This is a genomic window from Nonlabens ulvanivorans (assembly GCF_000732625.1).
GTDB classification, from domain to species: Bacteria; Bacteroidota; Bacteroidia; order Flavobacteriales; family Flavobacteriaceae; genus Nonlabens; species Nonlabens ulvanivorans.
In genome coordinates, this window is the sequence record NZ_JPJI01000032.1 from 1,102,193 (window position 1) to 1,126,522 (window position 24,330).

15 protein-coding genes are annotated in these 24,330 nt (G+C 34.4%); 14 read left to right on the forward strand and 1 reads right to left on the reverse strand.

Features of this window, described 5'->3' with window-relative positions; translation table 11 throughout:
- The first annotated feature begins 321 nt into the window (after positions 1 to 321).
- The 12 genes from IL45_RS15295 (at position 322) to IL45_RS12145 (ending at position 19,978) form a co-directional block, all read left to right on the forward strand.
- A complete protein-coding gene (locus IL45_RS15295) occupies positions 322 to 1,074 on the forward strand; it encodes a hypothetical protein (protein ID WP_235183346.1) in 753 nt (250 codons plus the stop codon).
- Positions 1,075 to 1,137: 63 nt separating this feature from the next.
- Positions 1,138 to 1,986: a hypothetical protein gene (locus IL45_RS15300; RefSeq protein ID WP_235183347.1), complete on the forward strand. Its 849-nt coding sequence runs from the start codon at positions 1,138 to 1,140 to the stop codon at positions 1,984 to 1,986.
- An 88-nt stretch (positions 1,987 to 2,074) separates the two neighbouring features.
- On the forward strand, positions 2,075 to 6,085 hold the full coding sequence (locus tag IL45_RS12100) for a hybrid sensor histidine kinase/response regulator transcription factor (RefSeq protein WP_036584304.1): 4,011 nt from the start codon (positions 2,075 to 2,077) through the stop codon (positions 6,083 to 6,085).
- Positions 6,086 to 6,294: 209 nt separating this feature from the next.
- A complete protein-coding gene (locus IL45_RS12105) occupies positions 6,295 to 9,339 on the forward strand; it encodes a SusC/RagA family TonB-linked outer membrane protein (RefSeq protein ID WP_036584306.1) in 3,045 nt (1,014 codons plus the stop codon).
- A 9-nt stretch (positions 9,340 to 9,348) separates the two neighbouring features.
- A complete protein-coding gene (locus tag IL45_RS12110) occupies positions 9,349 to 10,890 on the forward strand; it encodes a RagB/SusD family nutrient uptake outer membrane protein (RefSeq protein ID WP_235183348.1) in 1,542 nt (513 codons plus the stop codon).
- Between the two features lie 231 nt (positions 10,891 to 11,121).
- The gene (locus IL45_RS12115) at positions 11,122 to 12,222 is read left to right on the forward strand and encodes a glycoside hydrolase family 88 protein (protein WP_235183349.1); all 1,101 of its coding nucleotides are present in this window, start codon (positions 11,122 to 11,124) and stop codon (positions 12,220 to 12,222) included.
- Between the two features lie 21 nt (positions 12,223 to 12,243).
- Complete coding sequence (locus IL45_RS12120; RefSeq protein ID WP_036584311.1) at positions 12,244 to 14,655, forward strand: glycoside hydrolase family 2 protein; 2,412 nt, start codon at positions 12,244 to 12,246, stop codon at positions 14,653 to 14,655.
- Between the two features lie 128 nt (positions 14,656 to 14,783).
- Positions 14,784 to 15,632, forward strand: coding sequence for a DMT family transporter (locus IL45_RS12125; RefSeq protein ID WP_036585351.1), 849 nt, complete (start codon positions 14,784 to 14,786; stop codon positions 15,630 to 15,632).
- Positions 15,633 to 15,821: 189 nt separating this feature from the next.
- Positions 15,822 to 18,032 carry a heparinase II/III domain-containing protein gene (locus IL45_RS12130; protein ID WP_036584315.1) on the forward strand — a complete coding sequence of 737 codons (2,211 nt, stop codon included), beginning with the start codon at positions 15,822 to 15,824 and terminating at the stop codon, positions 18,030 to 18,032.
- A gap of 3 nt (positions 18,033 to 18,035) precedes the next feature.
- Positions 18,036 to 18,413: a cupin domain-containing protein gene (locus tag IL45_RS12135; RefSeq protein WP_036585354.1), complete on the forward strand. Its 378-nt coding sequence runs from the start codon at positions 18,036 to 18,038 to the stop codon at positions 18,411 to 18,413.
- A gap of 32 nt (positions 18,414 to 18,445) precedes the next feature.
- Positions 18,446 to 19,207, forward strand: a complete 762-nt coding sequence (locus IL45_RS12140; RefSeq protein ID WP_036584317.1) for an SDR family NAD(P)-dependent oxidoreductase — start codon at positions 18,446 to 18,448, stop codon at positions 19,205 to 19,207.
- Positions 19,208 to 19,225: 18 nt separating this feature from the next.
- Positions 19,226 to 19,978: an SDR family NAD(P)-dependent oxidoreductase gene (locus IL45_RS12145; protein WP_036584320.1), complete on the forward strand. Its 753-nt coding sequence runs from the start codon at positions 19,226 to 19,228 to the stop codon at positions 19,976 to 19,978.
- Between the two features lie 83 nt (positions 19,979 to 20,061).
- Here IL45_RS12145 and IL45_RS12150 read toward each other — a convergent pair whose 3' ends face one another.
- The gene (locus IL45_RS12150) at positions 20,062 to 22,362 is read right to left on the reverse strand and encodes a chondroitinase-B domain-containing protein (protein WP_036584323.1); all 2,301 of its coding nucleotides are present in this window, start codon (positions 22,360 to 22,362) and stop codon (positions 20,062 to 20,064) included.
- 314 nt (positions 22,363 to 22,676) lie between these two features.
- Here IL45_RS12150 and IL45_RS12155 point away from each other — a divergent pair, with 314 nt between their 5' ends.
- Both IL45_RS12155 and IL45_RS12160 read left to right on the forward strand, forming a co-directional pair.
- On the forward strand, positions 22,677 to 23,180 hold the full coding sequence (locus tag IL45_RS12155) for a GbsR/MarR family transcriptional regulator (RefSeq protein ID WP_036584325.1): 504 nt from the start codon (positions 22,677 to 22,679) through the stop codon (positions 23,178 to 23,180).
- Between the two features lie 12 nt (positions 23,181 to 23,192).
- Positions 23,193 to 24,326 carry an efflux RND transporter periplasmic adaptor subunit gene (locus IL45_RS12160; protein WP_036584329.1) on the forward strand — a complete coding sequence of 378 codons (1,134 nt, stop codon included), beginning with the start codon at positions 23,193 to 23,195 and terminating at the stop codon, positions 24,324 to 24,326.
- Positions 24,327 to 24,330 lie beyond the last annotated feature (4 nt).

Consider the following 24,330-nt stretch of genomic DNA (forward strand, 5'->3'; position numbering starts at 1 on the left):
TGCCATAATTAGGTTTGATTTTTTAGAATTTCTCAAAATTGGTTGACCAAATATGAGAAATTATCTTCTATTACTTTATAATTATACAATGGGAATTATTCAGAATAGGGAGAATTGTGTACAAAGCATTGTGAAGCAATGTTTTAATCGTGATTAGTGCTTGTGATAACAGTGTAAAAAGATCTTAAAGAGTGATATTGTCTCGTGAGATTTTATGTAGATTTATTAGGTTAAACTGAATAATAGCAACCCATATGCTGTACTAGCGTTCTCTTTTGTATAGATATCTTTATAGAGTATATAGGACTTAACGACACCATCATGAATCGACAAAATCAAATTTTTATTTTTTTATTAATTATAACTATTGTTATTATTTGTACATCATGTAGAGCACAATCAATACCTGAAATATTAAGTAACACTCAAGCAGATGATTATATTTATTTACCTGATTATAGTTATGCAGGTTACAAGAATGGCGAAGAATTAATACCTAATCAAGGAGTGGTCTACCTGGCTACTGATTATGGGGTTGTTGCAAATGATGGAATTGATGATTCTAAGGCGCTTATTAATGCTGTTGATGAGTTAAGAGCTGTTGATGGAAGTGTGATTTTAGAATTACCTGCTGGTAAGATTATTTTGAGTGATATTATTTATATTGAGCGTAGCGATTTTATACTACGTGGTGCTGGGTCTGGAGAGAACGGTACGATACTATATTTTCCTAGACCTTTAATGTATGTACATGATCCTGAACCTTTAAAAGAATTGAGAGAATATCTAATGGAATTTGATAAAAGGCAAAGAGAGGAAAAGAATAATATAGACCTAGCTTTTTCGCAATATGCCTGGTCTGGCGGATTTATATGGACGCAAGTTCCAGGTGAACGAGTGAAGTCATATCTAGAGAAATATGAACGTCCAGTAAATGTACTTGCAAAAGTAACTTCTGGAAAACGAGGAGATTTCACCGTTACAGTGAAAAACAATAATTCCTTGAACGTGGGCGATGTTATTGAATTACAATTGTTCAATAAAGATGGTAAAGAAGGTGAAATAGTTGAATAACTCTACAAAAATGCCGATGTAAAAGTAGGAACACATCATTTTAACTTCCCTGATTTGCCTATCGTGAGACAACAGCTAGAAATCAAATTAATTGATGGGAATCAAGTCACTTTTAAATCACCACTCACAATAAGTATAGACACCTCATACAAAGCTCAAATAGTAGAGTGGAAGCATTTAGAAAACGTAGGTATAGAGCATTTTTCTATAGAATTCCCGATGACACCAAGAATAGCACACCATATAGAACAAGGTTTCAATGGGATTAACTTAACTAGATTATATAATAGTTGGGTTAAAGATATAGTTATTGTAAATGCAGATAGTGGTATTTTAACAGAAGAAATAGCTAACGTAACTATTCAGAATATAACAACAAGAGGAGAACATTATGCACACTACACGGTAGCGATGGCAGGTGTACATAACGTGCTAGCTGAAAATATAATCGTAGAAAATTCTGCCGAGCATCCTTTAAGCTTCAATACTTTTTCTACTAAAAATGTTTATAAGAATTGTACGATTTATAAAAAACCTATACTAGATCAACATAGCGGTGCAAATCATCAAAATTTGTTTGATAATATAACTGTTCATATCAATGAATTGAAAGGCGATTCATATCCGCTTTTTGCGGGCGGTGGTGCAGGCTATTGGAAACCTTCACATGGAGCGTACAGTACTTTTTGGAACATTAATGTAGTTTTAGAATCACCTCATTTATTAAAGGATCCTGTCTTACTTAATGGTATGTTAGATGGGCCACATGCTAGAGTAATAGGTATTCATGGCAATACTAGCTTCTTGGTAAAATATGAACCACTGGCTTATATTAAAATGACAAATCAATCTTTACATGATGTACCGTCACTATATGACTATCAGTTGAATAGCAGGTTAAATTATGATTAATAATGGTATGAGTTCTTTCTAGTAACTCATAAAGTGGCTATAATCAATCATATTAACTACATTTAAGCCCAAATTTTGTTTTTGATATATGTATAGAATAGCGGTCATATTTCTCTTATTATTGAATGCTGCAGCTGCGCAAGTCAGTAGTTTTCAATTTCAGCATCTGTCTACAGCTCATGGTCTTTCTCAAAGTAGTGCTATAGCTATTGAGCAAGATGAATTAGGTCAGATGTGGATTGGTACCCGTGATGGCCTTAATGTATATGATGGTCATAAAATCACCGTTTTTAAATCTGATGGAGAGAATATTAATTCCCTAAGTAGTAGTGATATATTATCACTTGAAAAAGATCAGAATGGTCAGATATGGATAGGAACTTATAATGGGCTTAATCGTTATAATCCTAAGACTGATACCTTTACAAGGTTTTTAAAAACTAGTGATAAAAATTCTTTAGCTAGTAATATCATTCAAGAGGTCTATGCTACCAGTGATGGTAATATGTGGATAGGTACCTCAAAAGGTCTTTCTATATATAGCCCAAGTAAAGATTCCTATTATAATGAGATATTTGAGGAAGTACAACAGGAAGTTGTCGTTTACAGCGTTATAGAGCTTTCACCTATTTCATATTTAATAGGAACTAATCTAGGTTTATGGTCAGTTGAAAAAGATGATCAAAATGGTACTTATGCTGTTTCTCGATTTAACTCCTATCAAAATGATGACATTACAGACATCGTACCTGCAGGAAAAAACAGATATTTTATAGGTACAAAATCTTCAGGTGTATTAGTCTATGATAGTCTTTCTAAAGAGCTTAAGTCTTTTGTTATCAATGAGGATTTACACATTGATGATATACGTAAGTTACGATTAGATAAAGATGATAGGCTATGGATAGGAAGTTATAATGGTGTTTACATTTATAATAAAGGACAAGTAAGTCATCTTACTAATAATCTAAATGATCCTTATAGTCTTGAAAAAAACTCTGTTAAAGCTCTTTATGAGGATGCAAGTGGCTCGATTTGGGTAGGTACTTATTATGGTGGAGCAAATATCTGGAATGAAGCAAATAGTAACTTTCAGAATTATGTTCAAAATGGGACTAATAAAGGCCTTAACTATCCCGTAGTTAGCTCTATGCAATCTTCAATAAATCAGCTGTTTATAGGTACAGAGCAAGGTGGTGTAAATATTCTAGATCTCGACACTAAAGATTTTAAATATCTAACTAGTGAGAATAGTGACTTAGTAGAGGATAATATTAAAACACTTTACCTCGATCAAAATAAGTTATATATAGGAACATTTAGTAACGGTGTTGATGTGTATGACATAGATAATGAGCAGTTTACAAAAAGCCCACTAAGTGACATACTTAAAGATGTAGGAGTGTATTCCATTTTGAAATCTGGAAATCACTTCTATTATGGAACTTTTGGAAAAGGTGTAATCTCGCAAGATGCTACTAAGAATATTACCACTTTAAATCGTGAAGATGGTCTTACAAGTGATTTGGTAAGATCCTTATTATTTGATAACAATGGGACACTATGGGTGGGAACTCAAAATGGTCTGAATAGTGTTGATAAGAACAATAAAGTCTTAAATTATTTATTTGATAAAAATCAGGATGCAGGCTTTGATGTGTTGCACCTCTATGAAGATAGTAATAAGGTAATATGGGCTGGAACTAAGTCCCAAGGTCTCTTTAAAAAAGTAAATAATCAGTTTTTAAAAGTTCCATTACAATGGGCTGATAAAGAAATTACAACTATACATTCTATTATCGAAGACGGTAATGGTATGCTTTGGATGAGTAGTAATCAGGGTATTTTAAAATTAAATAAGGATACTGAACAAATTTTATCTCTTAATCAGCAAAAAGATGGATTAGTAGGTAATGAATTTAGTGATAATGCTGTGTTACGATTGCCACAAGATCAGCTCGTTTTTGGTAGTGTATCAGGGATATCTTCTTTTAATACTACTAAAATACGTACAGATAACTATGCGCCAGATGTACTCATTACCAACTTTAGAACTACAGGCGATGATTTATTGAAATTTAATGATAACAATGTTGAGGTTGAAAATATCGCTTTCGCGAAAGCGTTAAAAATAGATCATAATCAACGTAATTTTACCATTGAGTTTACAATGCCTAGTTATCATAATTTAACCAGTAAGACCTATGAGTATAGGTTAAATGGATTAGAAAAAGAATGGAATACAACGGTAGAGAATAAAGCCACCTATGCAATTCAAAATGCAGGTGATTATAATTTTGAAGTGCGTGGCGTTAATGGCGATGGGATCAAAAGTGAGATTACAACTTTAATCATAAAGGCAAAACCTGCGCCGTGGTATAGCTGGTGGGCATTTGTCTTGTATACAGCGGTATTTATAGCAGTTGCTTATGTTTCATTAAGGATACTTAAATCTAGAACTAGATTGCAAGAAGAATTAAAATATGAACAGATTCAATTGCAACGAAATAGAGATATTAATGAGGCTAAACTACAGTTTTTCACTAATATTTCTCATGAGTTTAGAACACCACTTACCTTGATATTAGGGCCATTGCAGCAATTGCTGGCTGATTATAAAGGGACTAATAAAATGTACAAAAAATTATTAGTGATAGAAAGCAATGGTAAACAATTGCTACAGCTTATTAATACTCTAATGGATTTTAGAAAATTGGAAAAAAATCAATTTGAAATTCATGCAGCCGAAGGGAACATCGTTAAGTTTTTAAAAGAGATATATTTTAGTTTTAAGGAACATGCAAAATTAGGAGAATACGATTATGACTTTAAAACCATTGATGAAGAGATTCTAGTTTACTATGATAGACAAAAGTTAGAACGTGTATTTTTTAATCTCATCTCTAACGCATTTAAATTTACACCTAAAGGAGGAAAAATTAAAATAAAGATATCTAGAGATAAAGAACTTATTCACATTAAGGTAAAAGATAATGGGATAGGAATAGAACAAGAGAAGCAAGAAAAAGTCTTTGATCGCTTTTATGAGGTAGAATCTCATAAGGAAAATGCTAGCATATATAACCAAGGTACCGGTATCGGGTTAAACATTGCAAAAAATATAGTCCAACTACATAAAGGACAAATTAAATTGCAGAGTAAGGTTAATCAAGGTTCGACATTTTTAATATCCCTTAAGCTAGGAAAAGAGCACTTTACTGAAGATCAGATAATTTCAGACTTTAAGTTTAGTGACGATGTTACACAGTATACCAATCAACTTGAGAACCCTAATTTAATCGCTGAGCCGTCTAGTATCGATTTTATTAATGACGAGGAGAAATCTACTGTTCTCGTAGTAGAGGATAATGTTTCTCTAAGATCGTTTATGGCTCAATTGTTAAAACAAAAATACAATGTGCTAGAGGCTGGTAATGGAGAAGAAGCTTTCAAAATAGCAGTAAATAGTAACCCAGATATTATTGTGAGTGATGTGGTAATGCCTGTTATGGCAGGTACTGAATTATGTTCTAAAATAAAAGAAGACGTGCGTACCAGTCACATACCGGTAGTCCTATTAACATCAAGATCATCATTAATTTATAAACTAGAAGGTCTAGAAAGTGGTGCTGATGATTATCTAAGTAAGCCTTTTGATATTAATGAGCTACAATTGCGTGTAAAGAATCTTCTTTCTTATAAATCTAGTTTAAAAAAGAAATTTGGAAATGGGGATTTGTTCACGCCCGATGAAGTAAGTGTGTCTTCAGTAGATGATGAGCTTATGAAAAAGGCAATCCAAATAGTAGAAGATAATATACCTAATGATCATTTTGATATACCTACATTTTGTTCAGATTTAGGAGTCAGTAGAACTATGTTATTTATTAAGGTTAAGGCTTGGACTAATTTTACTCCTAACGAATTTATACAACATTTTAGAATGAAAAGAGCTGCTCAATTATTAGAATTGGGTACCCTTAATATTTCTGAAGTAAGTTATAAAGTAGGTTTTAGAAACCCAAAATACTTTAGTAAATGCTTCCAAAAAGTCTATGGTGAGACTCCATCAGTTTATTCCAAAAAATTCTCTGTTTAGAATTTGATTTTAACAAATAACCCTTTGAAACTCCCGATTTTAATGAAATCGGGATTTTTTTATACCCTTTTTTGAATTTTTAGTTATTCTTGTTAAGCTAGTTTTAACAATCTAAATTAATGATATAATCGTGATTGGTTTTTCGAAAACGATTTAGCTGTTTTTTTCAGATCAATAATATTAAACTAATTATCTAATTTTTTACTCTTATGCAAAAAACTAACCCCAACAAGTTTTTAAATATCAGCACGCTTTTAGGCTGTATGTTATTTGCCATGTTTTCATATGCGCAAACGACAGTTACAGGTAAGGTTATTGATGAACAAACTGAGCCACTTTTAGGAGTGACCGTACTTATTAAAGGAAGTTCTAGTGCCACCACCACCGATATAGATGGTAATTATTCTATTAATGTTGCAGATGCAGCAGCTGCTACTATCGTATATAGTTATGTCGGTTATGCTACTATGGAAGTACCAGTAAATAATCAGTCTATTATTAATGTGACTTTAAAGGAAGATCTAGCATTACTTGATCAGATTGTAGTCGTAGGTTATGGTACTCGTAAGAAAAGTGATGTAACTGGTGCAGTAAGCACGGTGAAATCAGAAGAATTAAATGCGTATCCTACATTAGATGCTGCACAGGCACTTCAAGGTCGTGCTGCTGGTGTAGAAGTTCAAACTAATAACGGAGGTGAGCCAGGAGCACCTATTAATATACGTATTAGGGGAAACACTTCTATTAATGCAAATAGTAGTCCCTTAATAGTAGTTGATGGTTTTGTAGGAGCTAATTTTCCACAGCCTGCAGATATAGCTTCAATTGAGATCTTAAAAGACGCATCTGCAACTGCAATCTATGGTTCCCGTGGTTCGAATGGTGTTGTACTGGTTACAACAAAAAGAGGTAAGGTAGGAAAACTAAGTGTTGAATATAATTTCAATTATTCTACTCAAAGAAATGCCAATGAGCTAGATCTTTTAAATGCTGATCAATTCGCTGCATATCAACAACAGATTAATCCTGCGTATATTCAAAACGATGCAAATACAGACTGGCAAGATCTTATATATCAGAATGGTAACATTCAACAACATCAGTTCTCCTTTTCTGGTGGAACAGAGGATATTAATTTTTACGCATCTGCAAATTATTTTAATCAAGAAGGAGTTGTTGTAAATTCTGATTTTGAAAGGTTTACTTTTTTATCTAATCTCGATGCTCAGGTAAATGATAAATTAAAACTAGGATTAAACCTATTTGCAAGTAGAGGATCTCAAAATGGGGTACCAACTCAATCAGACGGAACTCTTGCTAACGGAGGTGGAGATGATGTCGTTGCATCCTCATTTAGATTTGCACCGGATTTAGGAGTATTTGATGCTAATGGTAACTTTACCATTAATTCTATTGGTGATGATATAGATAATCCATTTGCTGTAGCAACAGAGAGTGTAAATGAAACTAAAACCGATTTATATCGTGCTAATCTGTCCTTAAATTATGAAATCGTTGAAGGCTTAACTTTTAGAACATCCTTTGGTTATGAATCAGAGAATGAAACAGAAGGATTGTTTCGACCGTCCTCTTTAACAATCACGGCCGGTGGCGTTGGTGGAGTTGCGGCAATTAGCAGTTTCAAGCGATCAAATTTATTGAGTGAAAATTTTCTTACTTACACAAGAGAAGTTGGAAAAGGTGATCTTACCTTATTAGGTGGGTATTCTTATCAGAACTTAAAAAATCAGACCTATGCGGCAGGTGCCCAACAATTTATTTCTGATTCATTCTCTTATTATAATTTAGGTGGTGGATCTGTTCAATTAATACCTTCATCAGCTAGAACCATTTCTGAAATTCAGTCACAATTTGGTCGTGTGAATTATGATTACGATGATAGATATTTGTTAACAGCTACAATTCGTCGCGACGGAGCTTCAAATTTTGCTGCAAATGAGAAGTATGCTGTATTTCCTTCAGCAGCAATTGGATGGAAAATTTCAAATGAATCTTTTTTTGAAAACGTAAACAGTATTTCTCAACTTAAATTGCGAGCAAGTTATGGTGCTACTGGTAATCAAGGTATCTCAGCTTATCAATCACTTGCAAGATTTAATAGTGTTTATGCTGTAATTAATGGTAACCCAGTTAATAATGTTGTACCTGATCAACCAGCAAATCCAAATCTTAAATGGGAAACATCTTATCAAACTAATATAGGTATTGATGTAGGATTGCTTAAAGATCGTATTACTATATCTGCAGACTACTACAATATCGATACAGAGGATTTAATTATTGCAGATGATAGTCAAGCAGAGTATCTTGGTTTTCTAACTACTGCAAGTTTGCGTAATATAGGTGAAGTTAATAACAAAGGTTTCGAATTTAATATTAATAGTAGAAATATTGTTGGTGAAGAATTCTCTTGGTCTACAGACTTTAATATTTCTACTAACCGCAATGAAGTTACAACTCTTCTTAATGGTGAAGATATTTTCTTAGATGCCTCACCAGGATATTTTAATATCGATGAGACTCATGTCTTAAGAGAAGGAGAGTCAACAGGTGCTTTTTATGGATATGAATTCCGTGGTGTGTATCAAGGAGGAGCACTTCCTGAAGGGACAGCGGTATTTAGTGGTGCTGTAGCTGGAGACCCTTTATATACAGATATACCTGATGAAAATGGAATGATTGATGGTGAAATCACAACAGCTGATAGGAAAATTTTAGGAGATCCAAATCCAGATTTTACGTTTGGTTTTAATAATAATTTCACTTACAAAAATTTTGATATGAATATTTTCTTTCAAGGTGCTGTTGGAGGAGATATTATGAACTTAACGGCATTACAACTTTATAGTGGTGATTCAAATGCTACCACTGACATTCTTAATGCTTGGACGCCAACAAATACAGATTCAAATATCCCTAGTGTAGCGTTAAGAGCAAAAAGGATTTCATCTCAATTCTTAGAAGATGGTAGTTATGTAAGGCTTAAGAACATTTCTGTAGGTTATACTCTTCCAAATACATTTGCTGAAAAAATGGGAGTAAGTAGTTTGAGGTTTGCGATTAGTGCCCAAAATTTATTTACGATAACTAATTACTCTGGTCTTGATCCTGAGGCTAGTTATTTCGGTGCTGGTTCTGTATCAAATAGAGATGCAAACACTACAAGAGGTTTTGACTTTGGTAACTATCCTACATTAAGATCGTTTAACTTAAGTGCTAATATTAAATTTTAATAAAATAACATGAAAATAAATAGATATATGAAATCTTATAAATATTTAATTCTTGCAATAGGATTGTCGATAATAGGTTGTTCAGATCTTGAAGAAGAACCTGTAGGGCTTCTCGCTCCAGAAGGATTTTTTCAGTCAACACAAGATATTCAGACCGCCGTTAATGGAACCTATGGACATATGTTACATGAAGACTTTTGGGGACGTAAGATGTCCTTGACATTAATGTTGCGTAGTGATATGGTTGCCATAGGTGACCCTACAACTTCAGGTCGTAGAATTGAACATGATGAATTTAATGTTCCCGCTGATAATGGTATGATTTCTGGATATTGGAATAGAACTTATCAAATCATTGCAGCAGCCAATAATGCTATCGCAGGTGCGGAATTAGTAAACGATACTGATGAGAATAAGAACCCAGTGGTCGCTCAAGCATACTTTGTTAGAGCTTTTACATATTTTCATTTAGTTAGACAATTTGGAGAAATACCATATTTAAGCGAACCAGTTACAGATGTTGTAGCAGCAAACAGCATTAATAAAACTTCAGTTGATGATGTTTATGCAAATATTATTGCTGATTTAGAATTTGCAGAGGAGTGGTTGCCAGATACTCAGCCAGCTAGATCATTACCTGCAAAATCTGCCGCACAGTCTTATCTTGCTCTCGTTTATTTGACACGTGGTGAGCATCAACTTGCTTACAATTATGCTTTTGATGTAATTGATAACGAAGGTATTTACAACCTAGATTTAGATCCTGACTTCCAAAATTTATTTAATGCAGATGTAGTTGATGGTTCATTAGAACCCATCTTTTCTTTAGACTTTAATGGTTTTAGTCCTAGTGATGATGGAAGGGATTATATGGCTGCATTAACTGGAATTAGAGGAGATGAGCAGTATGAGCCAAATGTTACTGGCGGTGGTTGGTCCGTAGGTGTGCCTTCACTAGCGGTATATAATGATTGGGATGATAATGATTATAGAAAAGAAGTAAGTTTTGACGATACTAACGTTGTAAATGATGTCGTTAATCCATTTACCACTTTTGCAAACTTTAATTCTCGTGCAGTTAACAGACCTCATATTGCAAAATATACTAGGTTTACTGGTGAAACTGGTAACGGTAATGGTAGAAACTCTAACCATAATTATCATTTTATGCGCTATGCAGAAGTACTCTTAATAGCAGCAGAAGCTCTAAATGAAGTTAGCGGAGGTAGTGGTGAAGCTATGGGATATGTAAACCGTGTAAGAGCTAGAGCTCGTGCTGGTAATGGATCTGCTTTTCCAGCTGATGTGTCTGGTTTAAATCAAGATGATTTAAGAGATGTTATTATTGATGAAAGAAGATTAGAATTAGCATTCGAATTTAAAAGATGGTACGATATAGCGAGGTTAAGAAATGGTAGTGAAGTGTTTGGACCTTCTGGATATGAAGGTCTAGTTCCTGGATTTGATCCAGCACAAGATTATTTATTACCTCTTCCTGCAGATGAGATCTCTAGAAATCCAAATTTATTGCCTCAGAATCCAGGATATTAAGAAGTTGAAATAGCCAACTGCTTTAATCCCAGTGACTTTAAGTTGCTGGGATTTTTGTTTACCCAATTTTGAATTGATGGTTCTACTCTTTGTGTTACTTTTAAAATGAACGAGGTAAAATGCTTCGATCTTAATTTTATTTAAATCATGAAAATCTTTTATAACATTAGCTGGCTCTTGACCTGTATTATTTTTTTTACCTCCTGCAAGCCTCATGAACCTAAAGAAATAATGACTGCTGATATTGATCAGCTTTTGATCGCTCGTTATAACAAAGTACTCAACTACACATTAGATTCGACAGCCTTTCCACGTAGTTATAATCCTGAGGCAAAACAAATACTCAAGCGACCATCAAAAGATTGGACGAGTGGCTTCTATGCAGGAAACTTATGGATGTTGAGTGATATTACTGAAGAGTCTCGCTTTCGCGAAAGCGCACAAAAATGGACCGCATTTATAGAGAAAGAAAAGTTCAATGATAGAACTCATGATATGGGATTCAAGGTGTACAACAGTTTTGGTTTAGGATACAATCGTACAGGAAGTGAGAAGTATAAAAATATTCTAATAGAAAGTGCCCAAACGCTAGCTACACGATTTAATCCTAATGTACAATCTATAAGATCTTGGGATTTTAGGGCAGACGAATGGGAATTTCCAGTCATTATTGATAACATGATGAATCTTGAACTACTTTTTGAAGCGACTAAATTATCGGGCGATTCTACCTTTCATAAATTAGCAGTGAAACATGCTAATACCACATTAAGAAATCATTTTAGACCAGACGACAGTACGGTACATGTGGTGGTATATGATACGATTAATGGTAATGTAAAAGAACGTGTAACTCACCAAGGTTATAGCAATGAGTCTGCATGGGCTCGTGGACAAGGTTGGGGCATTTATGGATATACGATGGCTTATAGATATACTAAAAACGAAGATTATTTAAAACAAGCGCAGGCGACTGCAAACTTTTTTATTAATCACAAAAATTTACCTGCAGACGGTATACCATATTGGGATTTTGATGCTCCTAACATTCCAGATGAGCCCAGAGATGTGTCTGCAGCTGCTATAGTAGCATCAGCTTTGGTAGAGCTTTATGGTTACACGGATAAGCAAGATTACATTAATTATAGCAGGAAAGTATTAAATAATTTAAAGTCTGAGGAATATATCCTTCCTGCTGACCTAGAGATTCCTTTTATTCTTCAACACAGCTCTGGTGACTGGTCCAAACGATCAGAAATGGATGAACCTATCATTTATGGAGATTATTATTTCCTTGAATTGATGCTACGCTTACAAGAACTGGATCAATAATTTTCACTTTAAAACTACTTTATGAATCACTTTTTGAAACTTTGGGTACTCGTTTTTGTGATTACAGCCAGCTGTGACTCAGATATGTCAGGGATATCAACTACTACTGTTGAAAGGTCTAAGACTAATATTAACCAAGACTGGAAATATTTAGAGCATCCAACATTAGATATAAATGAAGCTCTAGAAAAGCAAGATTGGGAATCTGTAAATCTACCACATACATGGAATGCGCTGGATGCAACTGATTTGAATCCAGGTTATAGACGTAGTTCTAGCTGGTATAAGAATGATTTGGAGATAGAAACTATTGCTGATAATGCAGTTTACGAATTGTATTTTGAAGGAGTAAACATTGTTTCTCAAGTATATGTGAACGGAACAAAGGTAGGTGGTCACATAGGTGGTTACATAGGTTTTACAGTAGATATTACAGATGTAGTAAAAGCAGGAAGTAATGAAGTATTAGTTAGAGCAGATAACAGCTATGATCCAGAAGTGATTCCTTCTCAAAAAAGTGATTTCTTTATTTATGGAGGTATTACTAGAGATGTATGGCTGGTAACTTTACCTGAAACACATATTGATAGAGTAAAAGTTACATCAACAGTTTCTGCAGAAAATGCTAGCGTACTTATTAATGTGGAAACTTCAACGCTTCCAAAAGAGTTTATAGTAGATTGTGAACTAACATCACCGACAGGTAAATCGGTTAAAAGGAGTGAAGCCGTTGGAACTGATAAATTCACGAGTCTATCATTTGAAAACATCGACTCTCCAGAACTTTGGAGTACCAACACTCCTAACCTTTATACCTTAACCACAATTATTAAAAACGGCGATAAAATCATTGATCAAACCGAGGAAAAAGTGGGATTACGCTGGTTTGAATTTAAAGAGCATGGCGCGTTTTATTTAAATGGAGAACGATTATTATTAAGGGGAACTCACAGACATGAAGAACACGCTGGAGTAGGAGCAGCTATGAGCAACGAGCAACATCGTGCAGACATGGAACTGATAAAAAGCATGGGAACTAATTTTGTGAGACTCGCTCATTATCCACAAGATCCTGAAGTTTACAAGGCTTGTGATGAGTTAGGATTAATTGTTTGGGATGAACTACCATGGTGTCGTGGCGGATTGGGTAATGATGTATGGCAAGAAAATACTACCGGCATGTTGAAGGAAATTATCAATCAGAATTACAATCATCCCAGTATTGTATTCTGGTCGCTAGGAAATGAGATGTATTGGTTGCCAGATTTTGAGGATGGTGATAATACATTAAAGATGAACCAGTACTTACAATCACTCAATGATCTAGCTCATAAAATGGATCCGTCACGCGTTACCGCCATAAGAAAATACTATGAAGGAGCAGATATCGTAGACGTCTTCTCACCGTCCATATGGTCGGGATGGTATTCTGGTAGTTATAAAAGTTATCAAAAAGCTATTGATCAATATAAAGCTCAATACAAACATTTTATCCATACCGAATACGGTGGCAGTAGCCATGTAGGTCGACATACAGAAAATCCGATTACTGGTGAAGGAGCTATTCAAGCTGATGGATGGGAAGAGGCAATCGTACAAACAGATGTGGCAAATATTGCTCAAATAGGTGACTGGAGTGAAAACTATATGGTAGATTTATTTGACTGGCATTTACGTATATCAGAAACGGATTCTACCTTTATAGGTAATGCGCAATGGGCGTTTAAAGATTTTGGGACGCCGTTAAGACCAGAAAATGATATTCCATATATTAATCAAAAGGGATTAGTGGATAGAGATAATAACCCCAAAGATTCCTATTATGTGTTCAAAAGCTACTGGAGTGATGAACCATTTGTATGGATAGAATCACACACTTGGACAGAACGTCAAGGTCCTAAAGGATTAGAAAGAGAAATAAGTGTTTATTCTAATGCAGAAGAGGTGGAGTTCTTTATGAACGGTAAATCTTTAGGTAAAAAGATTAAAGACGTTAATAAGTTTCCTGCATCCGGTCTTACTTGGTTAGTAGATTTTAAGGAAGGTGATAACGAGATGCGTGCGGTAGGCACAATGAAAGATGGTGACGTTGTGAATGACGAGCTATTGGTGAATTATAGATTTACTAAAAACGGAAAGCCTAAGGCACTTACATTAGATTCAACGCAGTTGGATAATGGTAATATTTTACTAATCGCTCAAGCTGTAGATGCAGATGGACTAAGATGTCTAGATTATGAAGAGCGTATTTATTTCCAGGCCTTGTCTGGCGGTACGACTATAAAAAGTCATGGAACACCGACTGGAAGTGAATCTATAAAAATGGCAAACGGTAAAGCAACGATAGAATTAATACGCAACGATGGAAGTGAGCAATTAGAAGTAATGGTTATAAATCAAAGTTTTAAAGGTACATATCTTGTTATTGAATAAAGCTCCTTGATAGGGATAGTAAAGACTTCATCTAGGATCTCCATTGTTGTCTTTAAAGTCCACTTAAAACAGTAGTACTTAATCAATTTAAACTCTTAAACTTGCACAGTCATAATTAATAGTTGATGATGAAGGATTTACAAAAGGCGATACTTTTCATGCTTTTCAGCACACTTGCGTTCGCGATAATGAACGGTGTTGTAAAATATCTATCTGATTTTAGCGCATTTCAATTAGTCTTTTTTAGATCTATTGGATCTTTAATCATCACCATGATTTACCTTAATTTCAAGAAAATTTCGATTTTAGGTAATAAAAGATGGTTGTTAATTGCTCGTGGCGTCTTCGGTTCAATTTCGCTCTTACTGTTCTTTTTATCACTCAAGTATTTACCGGTAGGTACAGCGGTAACTTTGAGATATTTATCACCCATATTTGCAGCCGTTTTTGCGGTAATATGGCTTAAGGAAAGAATTAAACCTATACAGTGGTTGTTTTTTTTGATAGCTTTTTCTGGTGTATTTATCTTAAAAGGGTATGATGAAAATATTTCACTAATCGGTATTGGTTTAGTACTATTATCAGCATTAGGTATGGGATTAGTATTTGTTGTTATCTCTAAAATAGGTAAACAAGATCATCCTATGGTTATCATTAATTACTTTATGGCGATAGGTGTTATAATCGGTGGTCTACTTAGTATTAATAACTGGATTCAACCAGTAGGAGTTGAATGGTTATTATTAGCTAGCTTAGGTATTGTTGGATTTATAGGACAGTTGTTTATGACGCGTTCTTTTCAAATAGCCTCAACTTCATTAGTTGCACCATTAAAGTATTTAGAGGTCATTTTTACGGTATTGATAGGTGCTACTTGGTTTATGGAAATCTATACAATATGGTCTGTATTAGGTATTGCTTTGGTAATAATTGGGTTAGTTCTTAATATACTTTATAAGTCTAAACGAAGCTTATAAAAAACTTCTATTAACTTCTCACTTAAGCAAATTCTCAATAATCCTACCTTTTTAATCAGATTGTTTAAACAAAAGACCTCTTGGATTTGCAATTCCACTATGAATACCTTTATTTTGGACAACCAGATTGGTAAACCAATTTTGATAAGACTGATTTCTATTACCTTATCTTTTAAACTTGACTGATTTATGCTTCAAAGAATTATAGTTCTTGCCTTTTTAATAATGACTGCCACTGCATGCGAGCAAAAGCAAACAGCGATAGAATCTTCTGGTTCAAGTAGTCAACTTCTTTTATCTACTTCAGGAATAAATGCTTTGAAAAATTCTGATAATTCAATAATTAATCAAGCCACAGAAAGTTTAGAGGATAAAGTGCAGGAAATATTAATTGAGCCAGTAATTATTCCACAGCCCGTTGATGCTGGTGGTGGTTATTCTCACGAGAAGCATAAAAGAAATTATGCAGAGTTGTATCAAGTTGCCATTTCATATAACCTAAATCCTAGTGATGAAAAACTAACTTATGTGAAAGAAATGTTTGATGGATATGCTAATATGTATCCTACGTTAGGAATGCATCCTAAAGATAAAGAGAATCATCCAGGTGGTAAATTATACTGGCAAGGCCTCAATGAAGCGGTAACGCTTTTTTACATGATACAGGCTTACGATATGACTCGTGATTTTATGACAGAAGAAGAACGTGCAAAAATTGAAAGTGATTTATTACGCCCTATGGCAAAGTTTTTAAGCGTCGATAGTTATGATGTCTTTAATAAGATTCACAATCACGGGACATGGTCTGTTGCTGCTGTAGGAATGACTGGGATGGTTTTGGGTGATGACGATATGATAGACCGTTCTATTTATGGAAGTAATAAAGATAGTAAAACAGGTTTTATAGCTCAATTAGATCATTTGTTTTCTAGTGATGGGTTTTATAGTGAAGGACCTTATTACCATCGTTATGCTATTTTACCATTTATAGCTTTTGCAGAGGCGATTGAGAATAATCGTCCAGATGTGAAAATATTTGAGCATCGTGATGGTATTTTAAGAAAAGCTGTGACTACCTTATTGCAACTTACGGATGAACAAGGTCGTTTTTATCCTATCAATGATGCTATTAAAAGTAAGACATGGGAAAGTGATGAGGTTGTGTTTGCAACAAATATTGCCTATAAACAATATAAGGATGCATCTTTATTACCAGTAATTAAGATGATGAATAAAATATCATTAACAGATGCTGGTGCTATAGCTGCAAATGCTATAACAGATACCACTGAGGATTTTTATGAAAGACCTAGTATGTTCATTGCAGATGGAGTAGACGGTAACAGCGGTGGACTATCATTAATGCGCAGTCCACAAAATACAGCAGGTCAATTACAAACAGTTCTTAAATTCTCTACCCAAGGTATGGGACATGGACATTTTGATAGATTAACTTTATCTGTTTATGATCATGGCAATGAAATTATACCAGATTATGGAGCAGCAAGGTTTCTGAATATAGAAACTAAAAGAGGTGGAAGATATTTACCAGAAAATAAAACCTATGCTCAACACACCATAGCACATGGTGCTGTAGTGCTGGACCAAAAATCACAATATAAAGGAAATGTAAAATATTCTGAAGAGCATGTTTCTCAACTTGTCAAAAACGATATGAGTAACGATCGATTACAAGTAACCATAGCAGCAGATACCATGGCATATGATGGTTCAAAATTGTCCAGATCAATCACCATGGTTAATGATGCAGATATCACAAATAGACCATTTATAATTGATTTGTATCATGTGGATTCTAATACAGGCCATCAAATGGATCTAAATTATCCATTCTTCGGTGATATAATCGACACGCAATTTGATTATAATAGACCAGTTAATAAAACTGTTTTAGGAACTGATAATGGATACAATCACCTGGAAGTTCTTGCAAAAGGTTCACCTAAACCTAACAGCACGAACTCTCAATTTACCTTCTTACAAGCTCAGCGATTTTATAGTATCACTAGCGTTACAGATCCGTCGACAGAATTATTCATCACTCAAACTGGTGCAAATGATCCAGAGTTCAATCTTAATCTACAGCGTCAGTATTTAATTAGACAACCATCAGGAAGTAAAAACCACACTTTTGTAAATATTATAGAACCGCATGGCTTCTTTAATCCTATTCAAGAAACGGTGACTTACCCTAAATCTGCCTTTTCAGAATTAACGCATGAGCAACAGGGCGATTATGATGTGGTAACTTTTAAAATTGGAGAAGAGATTTATTTATACACGCTTTCGCGAAAGCGCGATGGCAAAAACAATCATACAATAACATTTAACGGGAAATCTTATAGTTGGGATGGACCACATCAATTAATTAAATTATAAATGATGAAAAGATTTAGTGAAAAATACATTTTGACAGACCAAATGGAATGGGAGAATTTAGGAGGTGGAGTCTCTCGTAAATTTTTAGGCTATGACAATCAAATCATGATGGTTCAAGTGAAATTTGAGAAAGGTGCAGAAGGAGCGCCTCATCAACATTTCCATACACAAACAACTTATGTTGCTGCTGGAAAATTTGAATTTGAGATTGATGGAGTAAAGCAAATAGTGAGTGCTGGTGATGGCGTTTATATGGAGCCTAACTTGATGCACAGTGCGGTATGTCTAGAAGAAGGAATGTTAATAGATGTGTTTGCACCAGTGAGAGAAGATTTTCTCGATGGTAGCGGTGTATCTTACTTTGGAGATAAAGAAGCTTAAATAACAACAACAATAAATAAACAATCAATAATATGAGTAATAAAGGTAAAGTAGCCATAGTAACTGGCGCAACTAGCGGAATAGGGTTTGAAGTAGCAAAACGATTAGGAACTGACGGTTATACGGTAGTGTTAAACGGTTTACAAGATGATCAAGGAGCTGAATGTGTGAAAGAATTAACCGCACAAGGTATTACTTGCGAGTACAGCGGTTTCGACGTTACTAGTGAAGAAGCAGTAAGTGCTAGCATTAAAGCAATAGGTGAGAAATATGGTAGAATCGATACACTTGTGAATAATGCAGGTGGATTAGGAGGAAGATCTCGTTTTGAAGAAATGACTACTGACTTTTATAGAAAAGTAATGGCATTAAACTTAGACTCAGTATTTTTTGCGTCTAGAGCAGCTATTCCTTATTTAAAAAATGGTGAGCACCCATCGATCATAAACTATACATCTAATGCAGCATGGAACGCTGGTGGTCCAGGTGCAGGTATCTATGGAACTTCTAAAGCTGGTGTACACGCTATTACTAGAGCTCTTGCAAAGGATCTTGCAGAATACGGAATACGTGTAAATGCAGTATCTCCTGGTACAATTGATACACCTTTTCATGCACAAATTAAATCCACTAAGCCAGAGGTATTTGCTTCATGGGCAAATAATATTTTACTAGGTCGTCTAGGTCAACCAGAAGATGTGTCTGGAGTTGTTTCTTTCCTTGCTAGTAAAGATGCTTCATTTATCACTGCAGAGACCATCCAGATAGGTGGTGGACAAGCTTTAGGTATTTAATTTAATAGTCATAATAAAATGAGTAAACTTAAAGGTAAAGTAGCTGTTGTAACTGGTGGCGCGCGCGACATAGGGCGTTCTATCTCTATACAACTCGCTGCCGAAGGTGCTAATGTTGTTATCAATTATAACAGTAGTGCTAGTCAGGCAGAGGAAACTAAGAAAATGATTGAGGAAGCTGGTGGATCCTGTGCAATTGTAAAAGCTGATTTAACTAAAATGGCTGGCGTTAAAAAACTGAAAGACGCAACTGTAGCTGCTTATGGTAGCGAGGTGCATATTTTAGTAAATAACACAGGTGGACTGGTAGCAAGAAAGAAAACAGAAGAAGTAGATGAGGAATTCTTTGATCTATTAGTAGATCTTAATTATAAATCTACCTTTTTTGTAACTCAAGCTATTAGGCCTTTAATGGGAGATGGTGGTTCAATAATTAACTTATCGTCTCTTGCTGGTCGTGATGGTGGTGGTGGTGCTACTCTTTATGCTGCTGCAAAAGGAGCTATCATGACTCTTACTAGAGGTTGGGCAAAAGAATTTGGTCCTGATGGAATACGTGTAAACGCAGTTGCGCCAGGTATGATCGCAACTAAGTTTCATGATGACTTCACACCAGATGAGGTGCGCACTAAGGTAGCTGGAATGGCGCCTTTACGTCGTCAGGGATATGCAGAAGATGTTGCAGACCTAGTTGTTTATCTAGCCACTGATAAGAGTGCTTATATTACTGGTACTAATATTGATATTAATGGTGGACTAGCATTTAGTTAGTCTTTGAATTAGCCAAATATTCAAAACAAAAAAACCTGATAGATTATCTATCAGGTTTTTTATATACTTATAAAATATGCTGGTTAGTACACTAATTTTAGAGCGATGTTTTCAACTACCTTAATTTCTCCAGAGTTGGTAATCGTGTTGTTGATAGGTTGTTGACCTTTTGCACCCCATAAGACCGCTGTCAGTTTGGTGTGATTATCTTTAAATGTATTGTCCTTAAAAGTTACATTAACGATACCTCTAGTATTCACTAATATTTCATCGCTATCTGTTTTTCCACAATTCATAAAAGTATTACCAGACAGATTTAAAACACCACCTATAGTTGATTCATCATATCCACCACGATAAAAGTCAATCACTTCATTGGATATATTTTCAAAGGTAGAATTAGTAACCGTTAAGAATTCTACGTTATAATCTCCTTTATCATCAGTTTCTTTATCCAGCAAGAAACCATTTTTACAATTATTAAATTGAGAATTATTAACTATAATCTCATCTGCAAAGGAACTTTTTGAGGCATCTATAACTGATTTAAAATTAGAAACACTAACATTTTTCAAATGGATTCCATAAGCCATGGACATATTCTCATCTAGCGTATTGAAAAGGTCTTGTTCTGGCGTTCCCAAAATATTTAAATTTTCTAAACTTAATATTCCTTTAGGTTGCATTAAGAAACCAGTTTTTAAGGCATCAAATTGAATTGTTGCTTTATCATTTGCTCCACGTATAGTAAGTTCCTTTGATAGAGGTATGGTTTTATCGATTAAGTAATTACCTTCACTTAAAACGATAACATCCTCAGAATTTGCATTTTCAATCGCGGCTATTAATTCGTTAGTGTTAGAAACCTTATGTGTTTTAATATCTTGATTTCCTGATGCAGCTGTAAACCATTCTGGACCGTAATTATCAGTCATTAATTGTACAGGTTCTTCTTGAATTGGTGGGATAATTGCACCTATGTAATTTTGATCTTGATTTCTGTTTTTACCTAATGCATCTGTTTCTATAGCATTAAAGTTAAATCCATTGTATAATTCCTTTTCATAGGTTGTAGGAGTGTAGTAGATATCATATGCTGGTTTTAAGTCCGCTTTCGCGAAAGCGAAATAATCCAAATCTGTTGTGTTATTATCATATGCAGTGGTATATAGATTACTTTTAAACTTAACACCGTCAATCTTATCGTAAGCCTTAATTGGATAAGAGGTAGCTGACTGGTTGTAAACAAAATTATTTGCAAAAATGACTCTTTCAGGTCTAGCAGATCTAATTTCTGATGGTGGTAGTACTTCGGCTTGATCTAGATTTACACCTACAGAAAAGTGAATAGGTTGCTCGCAGTTGATCCAGCTGTTGTGTGCAATTACAGCATCGGTAACTTGATTGTATCTATTTAGTGGTGATTTAGGGATACCATTCATCACTGCAAGTGCCGCACGAAATTCCTGACCTTTCAAGCCGTAAAAATAATTGTTAGTAATCCAGTGACCAGTGTTAATGACTCTAATTCCGCCTACGTATGGATTATCATTTGCAATAAATAAATTACCACTGATAGTAGCGTAATTACCATGACGCGTGACTACAGATCCTTCACTTTCTAAAAATACATTGTTGCTGAAGTTGTTAAAATTAGATTTACTAGATATGATTTCAACCTCACCATTACATTTTTCAAAAAGGTTGTTAGTTACCTGAGTGTAAGATGGAGTCATAGAAGTCATACTAGCTCCTAACTGCATAGTCTCTGCCTTAGGTCCTCCTTTTCTAGGGCGTGGCCCGAAATGATTATCATGAATTTTATGATAATTGTTAATATGTCTATTATCATTTAAATAAACTTTTACGGTTGGACCTTCATTTGATTTTCCAGCGATATAAGAATGGTCTAGCTCGTTATACTGTCCATAAAACTCTACCCAATGATCTTTTCTGTGTCTATCTAGTTGAGTGTAATCTTCTATTACGGTACCTGTAACGCGGCAGTTGTATGCTATAGAATCTGGACTATTGCGGAATATGATAACAGCTTCATCTGGTGTGTAACCATTCTTAAAATATAAATCTTTGACAATTAAGTGTTCTCCACTTATTTTTAAAACAGATTCACCTTCTAGCGTTACTTCTCCTGGCGTTTCTGCTCTCAAGGTTATAGGTTGTTTTTCAGTTCCTGTAGCATGAAATTTTATTTGAGAATTTTTCCATACGCCATTTGATAAAATTATCTCATCACCAGGTTGAGCATTATCAATCGCGTTTTGCAAATCTTCTATATTCTTTACAACTGTATCCGAAGGATTATTTTGTTCTTCACTGCAGCTGAAGTTTAAAATTAATAGTAGAATAAGAAGTAGCTTTTTCATATGAGTGATTTAGAATATGAAATTACCTTAAATAGTTGATTTTTTATTTTCAAATTAATCATAGATAGTACAGTATTAGGGGAAAAAACATCCCAATTCATTGGTTTTACTGACTTAGGACGATATCATATTGTCAGTATTGCTATATGAACAGTATTAATTTGATAATTACAATCTTCAATTTTGAAGATTGTATATCTGTGAATTGAAAAGAAATTTCTTTAACAATATTTAACTTCGTTTAGTTCGGTTGGTTCCGAACTAGTTATATATTTGCATGATTAAATAATGATAATAGGCTAATTTAAATAGAAATGAAAGATTCGATTTGCAAGGAAAAAATGGCGCTTGTTGAAAAATTAGGTGTTCATTTAGAAAATAGGGAACAGCTTGCGCCTGTTGCAGCTCGGATTTTATCATATATCATACTTACTGGAAAAAAAGGAAGTACGTTTGAAGATCTAGTGACAATTCTATGTGCAAGTAAAAGCACTATATCTACACATCTTAATCATTTACAAGATTTAAATAAGATTCAATACTTCACTAAAGTTGGAGATCGTAAAAAGTATTTTATCATAAAAAAAGATATCATAATTCAGCATATGGATAAAATGGTGAGTCATTGGGATGATGAAAGAGCCATACATGTAGAAATTAAGAACTATAAAGAGGTTATTAATAATAGCAAAATTGAGAATGAAGAAGAAAAATTTGATCTCAATTTTCACACAGATTATATAAAATACATAGACGATGCTACAGCGTCTATTTTAGAATTAAAAAGTAAAATATCAAATAATCAAATCAATATCTAAAGGTAAAAAGTGATGAATAATAGTATAGTTTATAAATTAGTAATGATGGCTTTATTGTTCGTTATCACCAGTTGTGGAGATAACAATGAACAAGCAGCTGCTGCAAAAGAGCAACAAGCTTTACCATTTCCTGTTACTCGATTACAAACCAAAACCGTTACGGGTTATACAGAGTATCCAACAACTATTGAAGGCAAAGTGAATAGTGATGTAAGAGCCAAAACATCTGGATACATAGAAAAAGTATATGTAGACGAAGGTCAAAAAGTGCGTAAAGGACAAGTGCTTTTTAAATTAGAAACACAATCGTTAAGTCAAGATGCAGGAGCAGCAAAAGCACGCGTTAATGTCGCACAGGTAGAGGTTGATAAACTAATTCCTTTAGTAGAAAAAAACATTATTAGTCCAGTACAGTTAGAAACAGCAAAAGCAAATTTAGCGCAAGCAAAAGCTAATTATAGTGGTGTGACTGCAAATATTGGTTATGCTACCATTAAAAGTCCAATTGATGGTTTTGTTGGAGCTATTAATTTTAGAGAAGGCGCATTAATTAGTCCAAGTGATGCAACACCACTCACAACAGTAAGTCAGATAGACGAAGTCTATGCTTTTTTTAGTTTTAATGAAGCGCAATACATTGATCACTTACAACGCTCAGAAGGTCAAAACAAAGCAGAGCGTATTAAAAATTCACCAGACCTGACTTTAGTGTTAGCAAATGGTAAGGAGTATTCTGAAAAAGGGCGTATTCAAACCAGTACAGGACAGATTAACCAAAGTACAGGTACTATTCAAATTAGAGCAGCTTTTGATAATCCAAACGAAATTTTGACTAACGGAAATAGCGGAAAAATCAAATTCCCAATAGAGTATAAAGACGCTATTGTTGTACCACAAACGGCAACTTTTGAGCAACAAGGTAATATTATGATTTTCAAATTAGGAGAAAATAATAAAGTAGAGACTTCTATTTTAAAAATAAAAGGTACTGTAGATAACTTATATGTTGTAGAGTCTGGTGCAACAGCAAACGACAAGATTGTAGTATCTGGTATAGGAAAACTAAGAAGCGGTATGGCAATTGCGCCTCAAGAAACTTCTTTTGAAGAGGCTATAATACCTGTAGCTACATTATTTAGAAATTAGATAA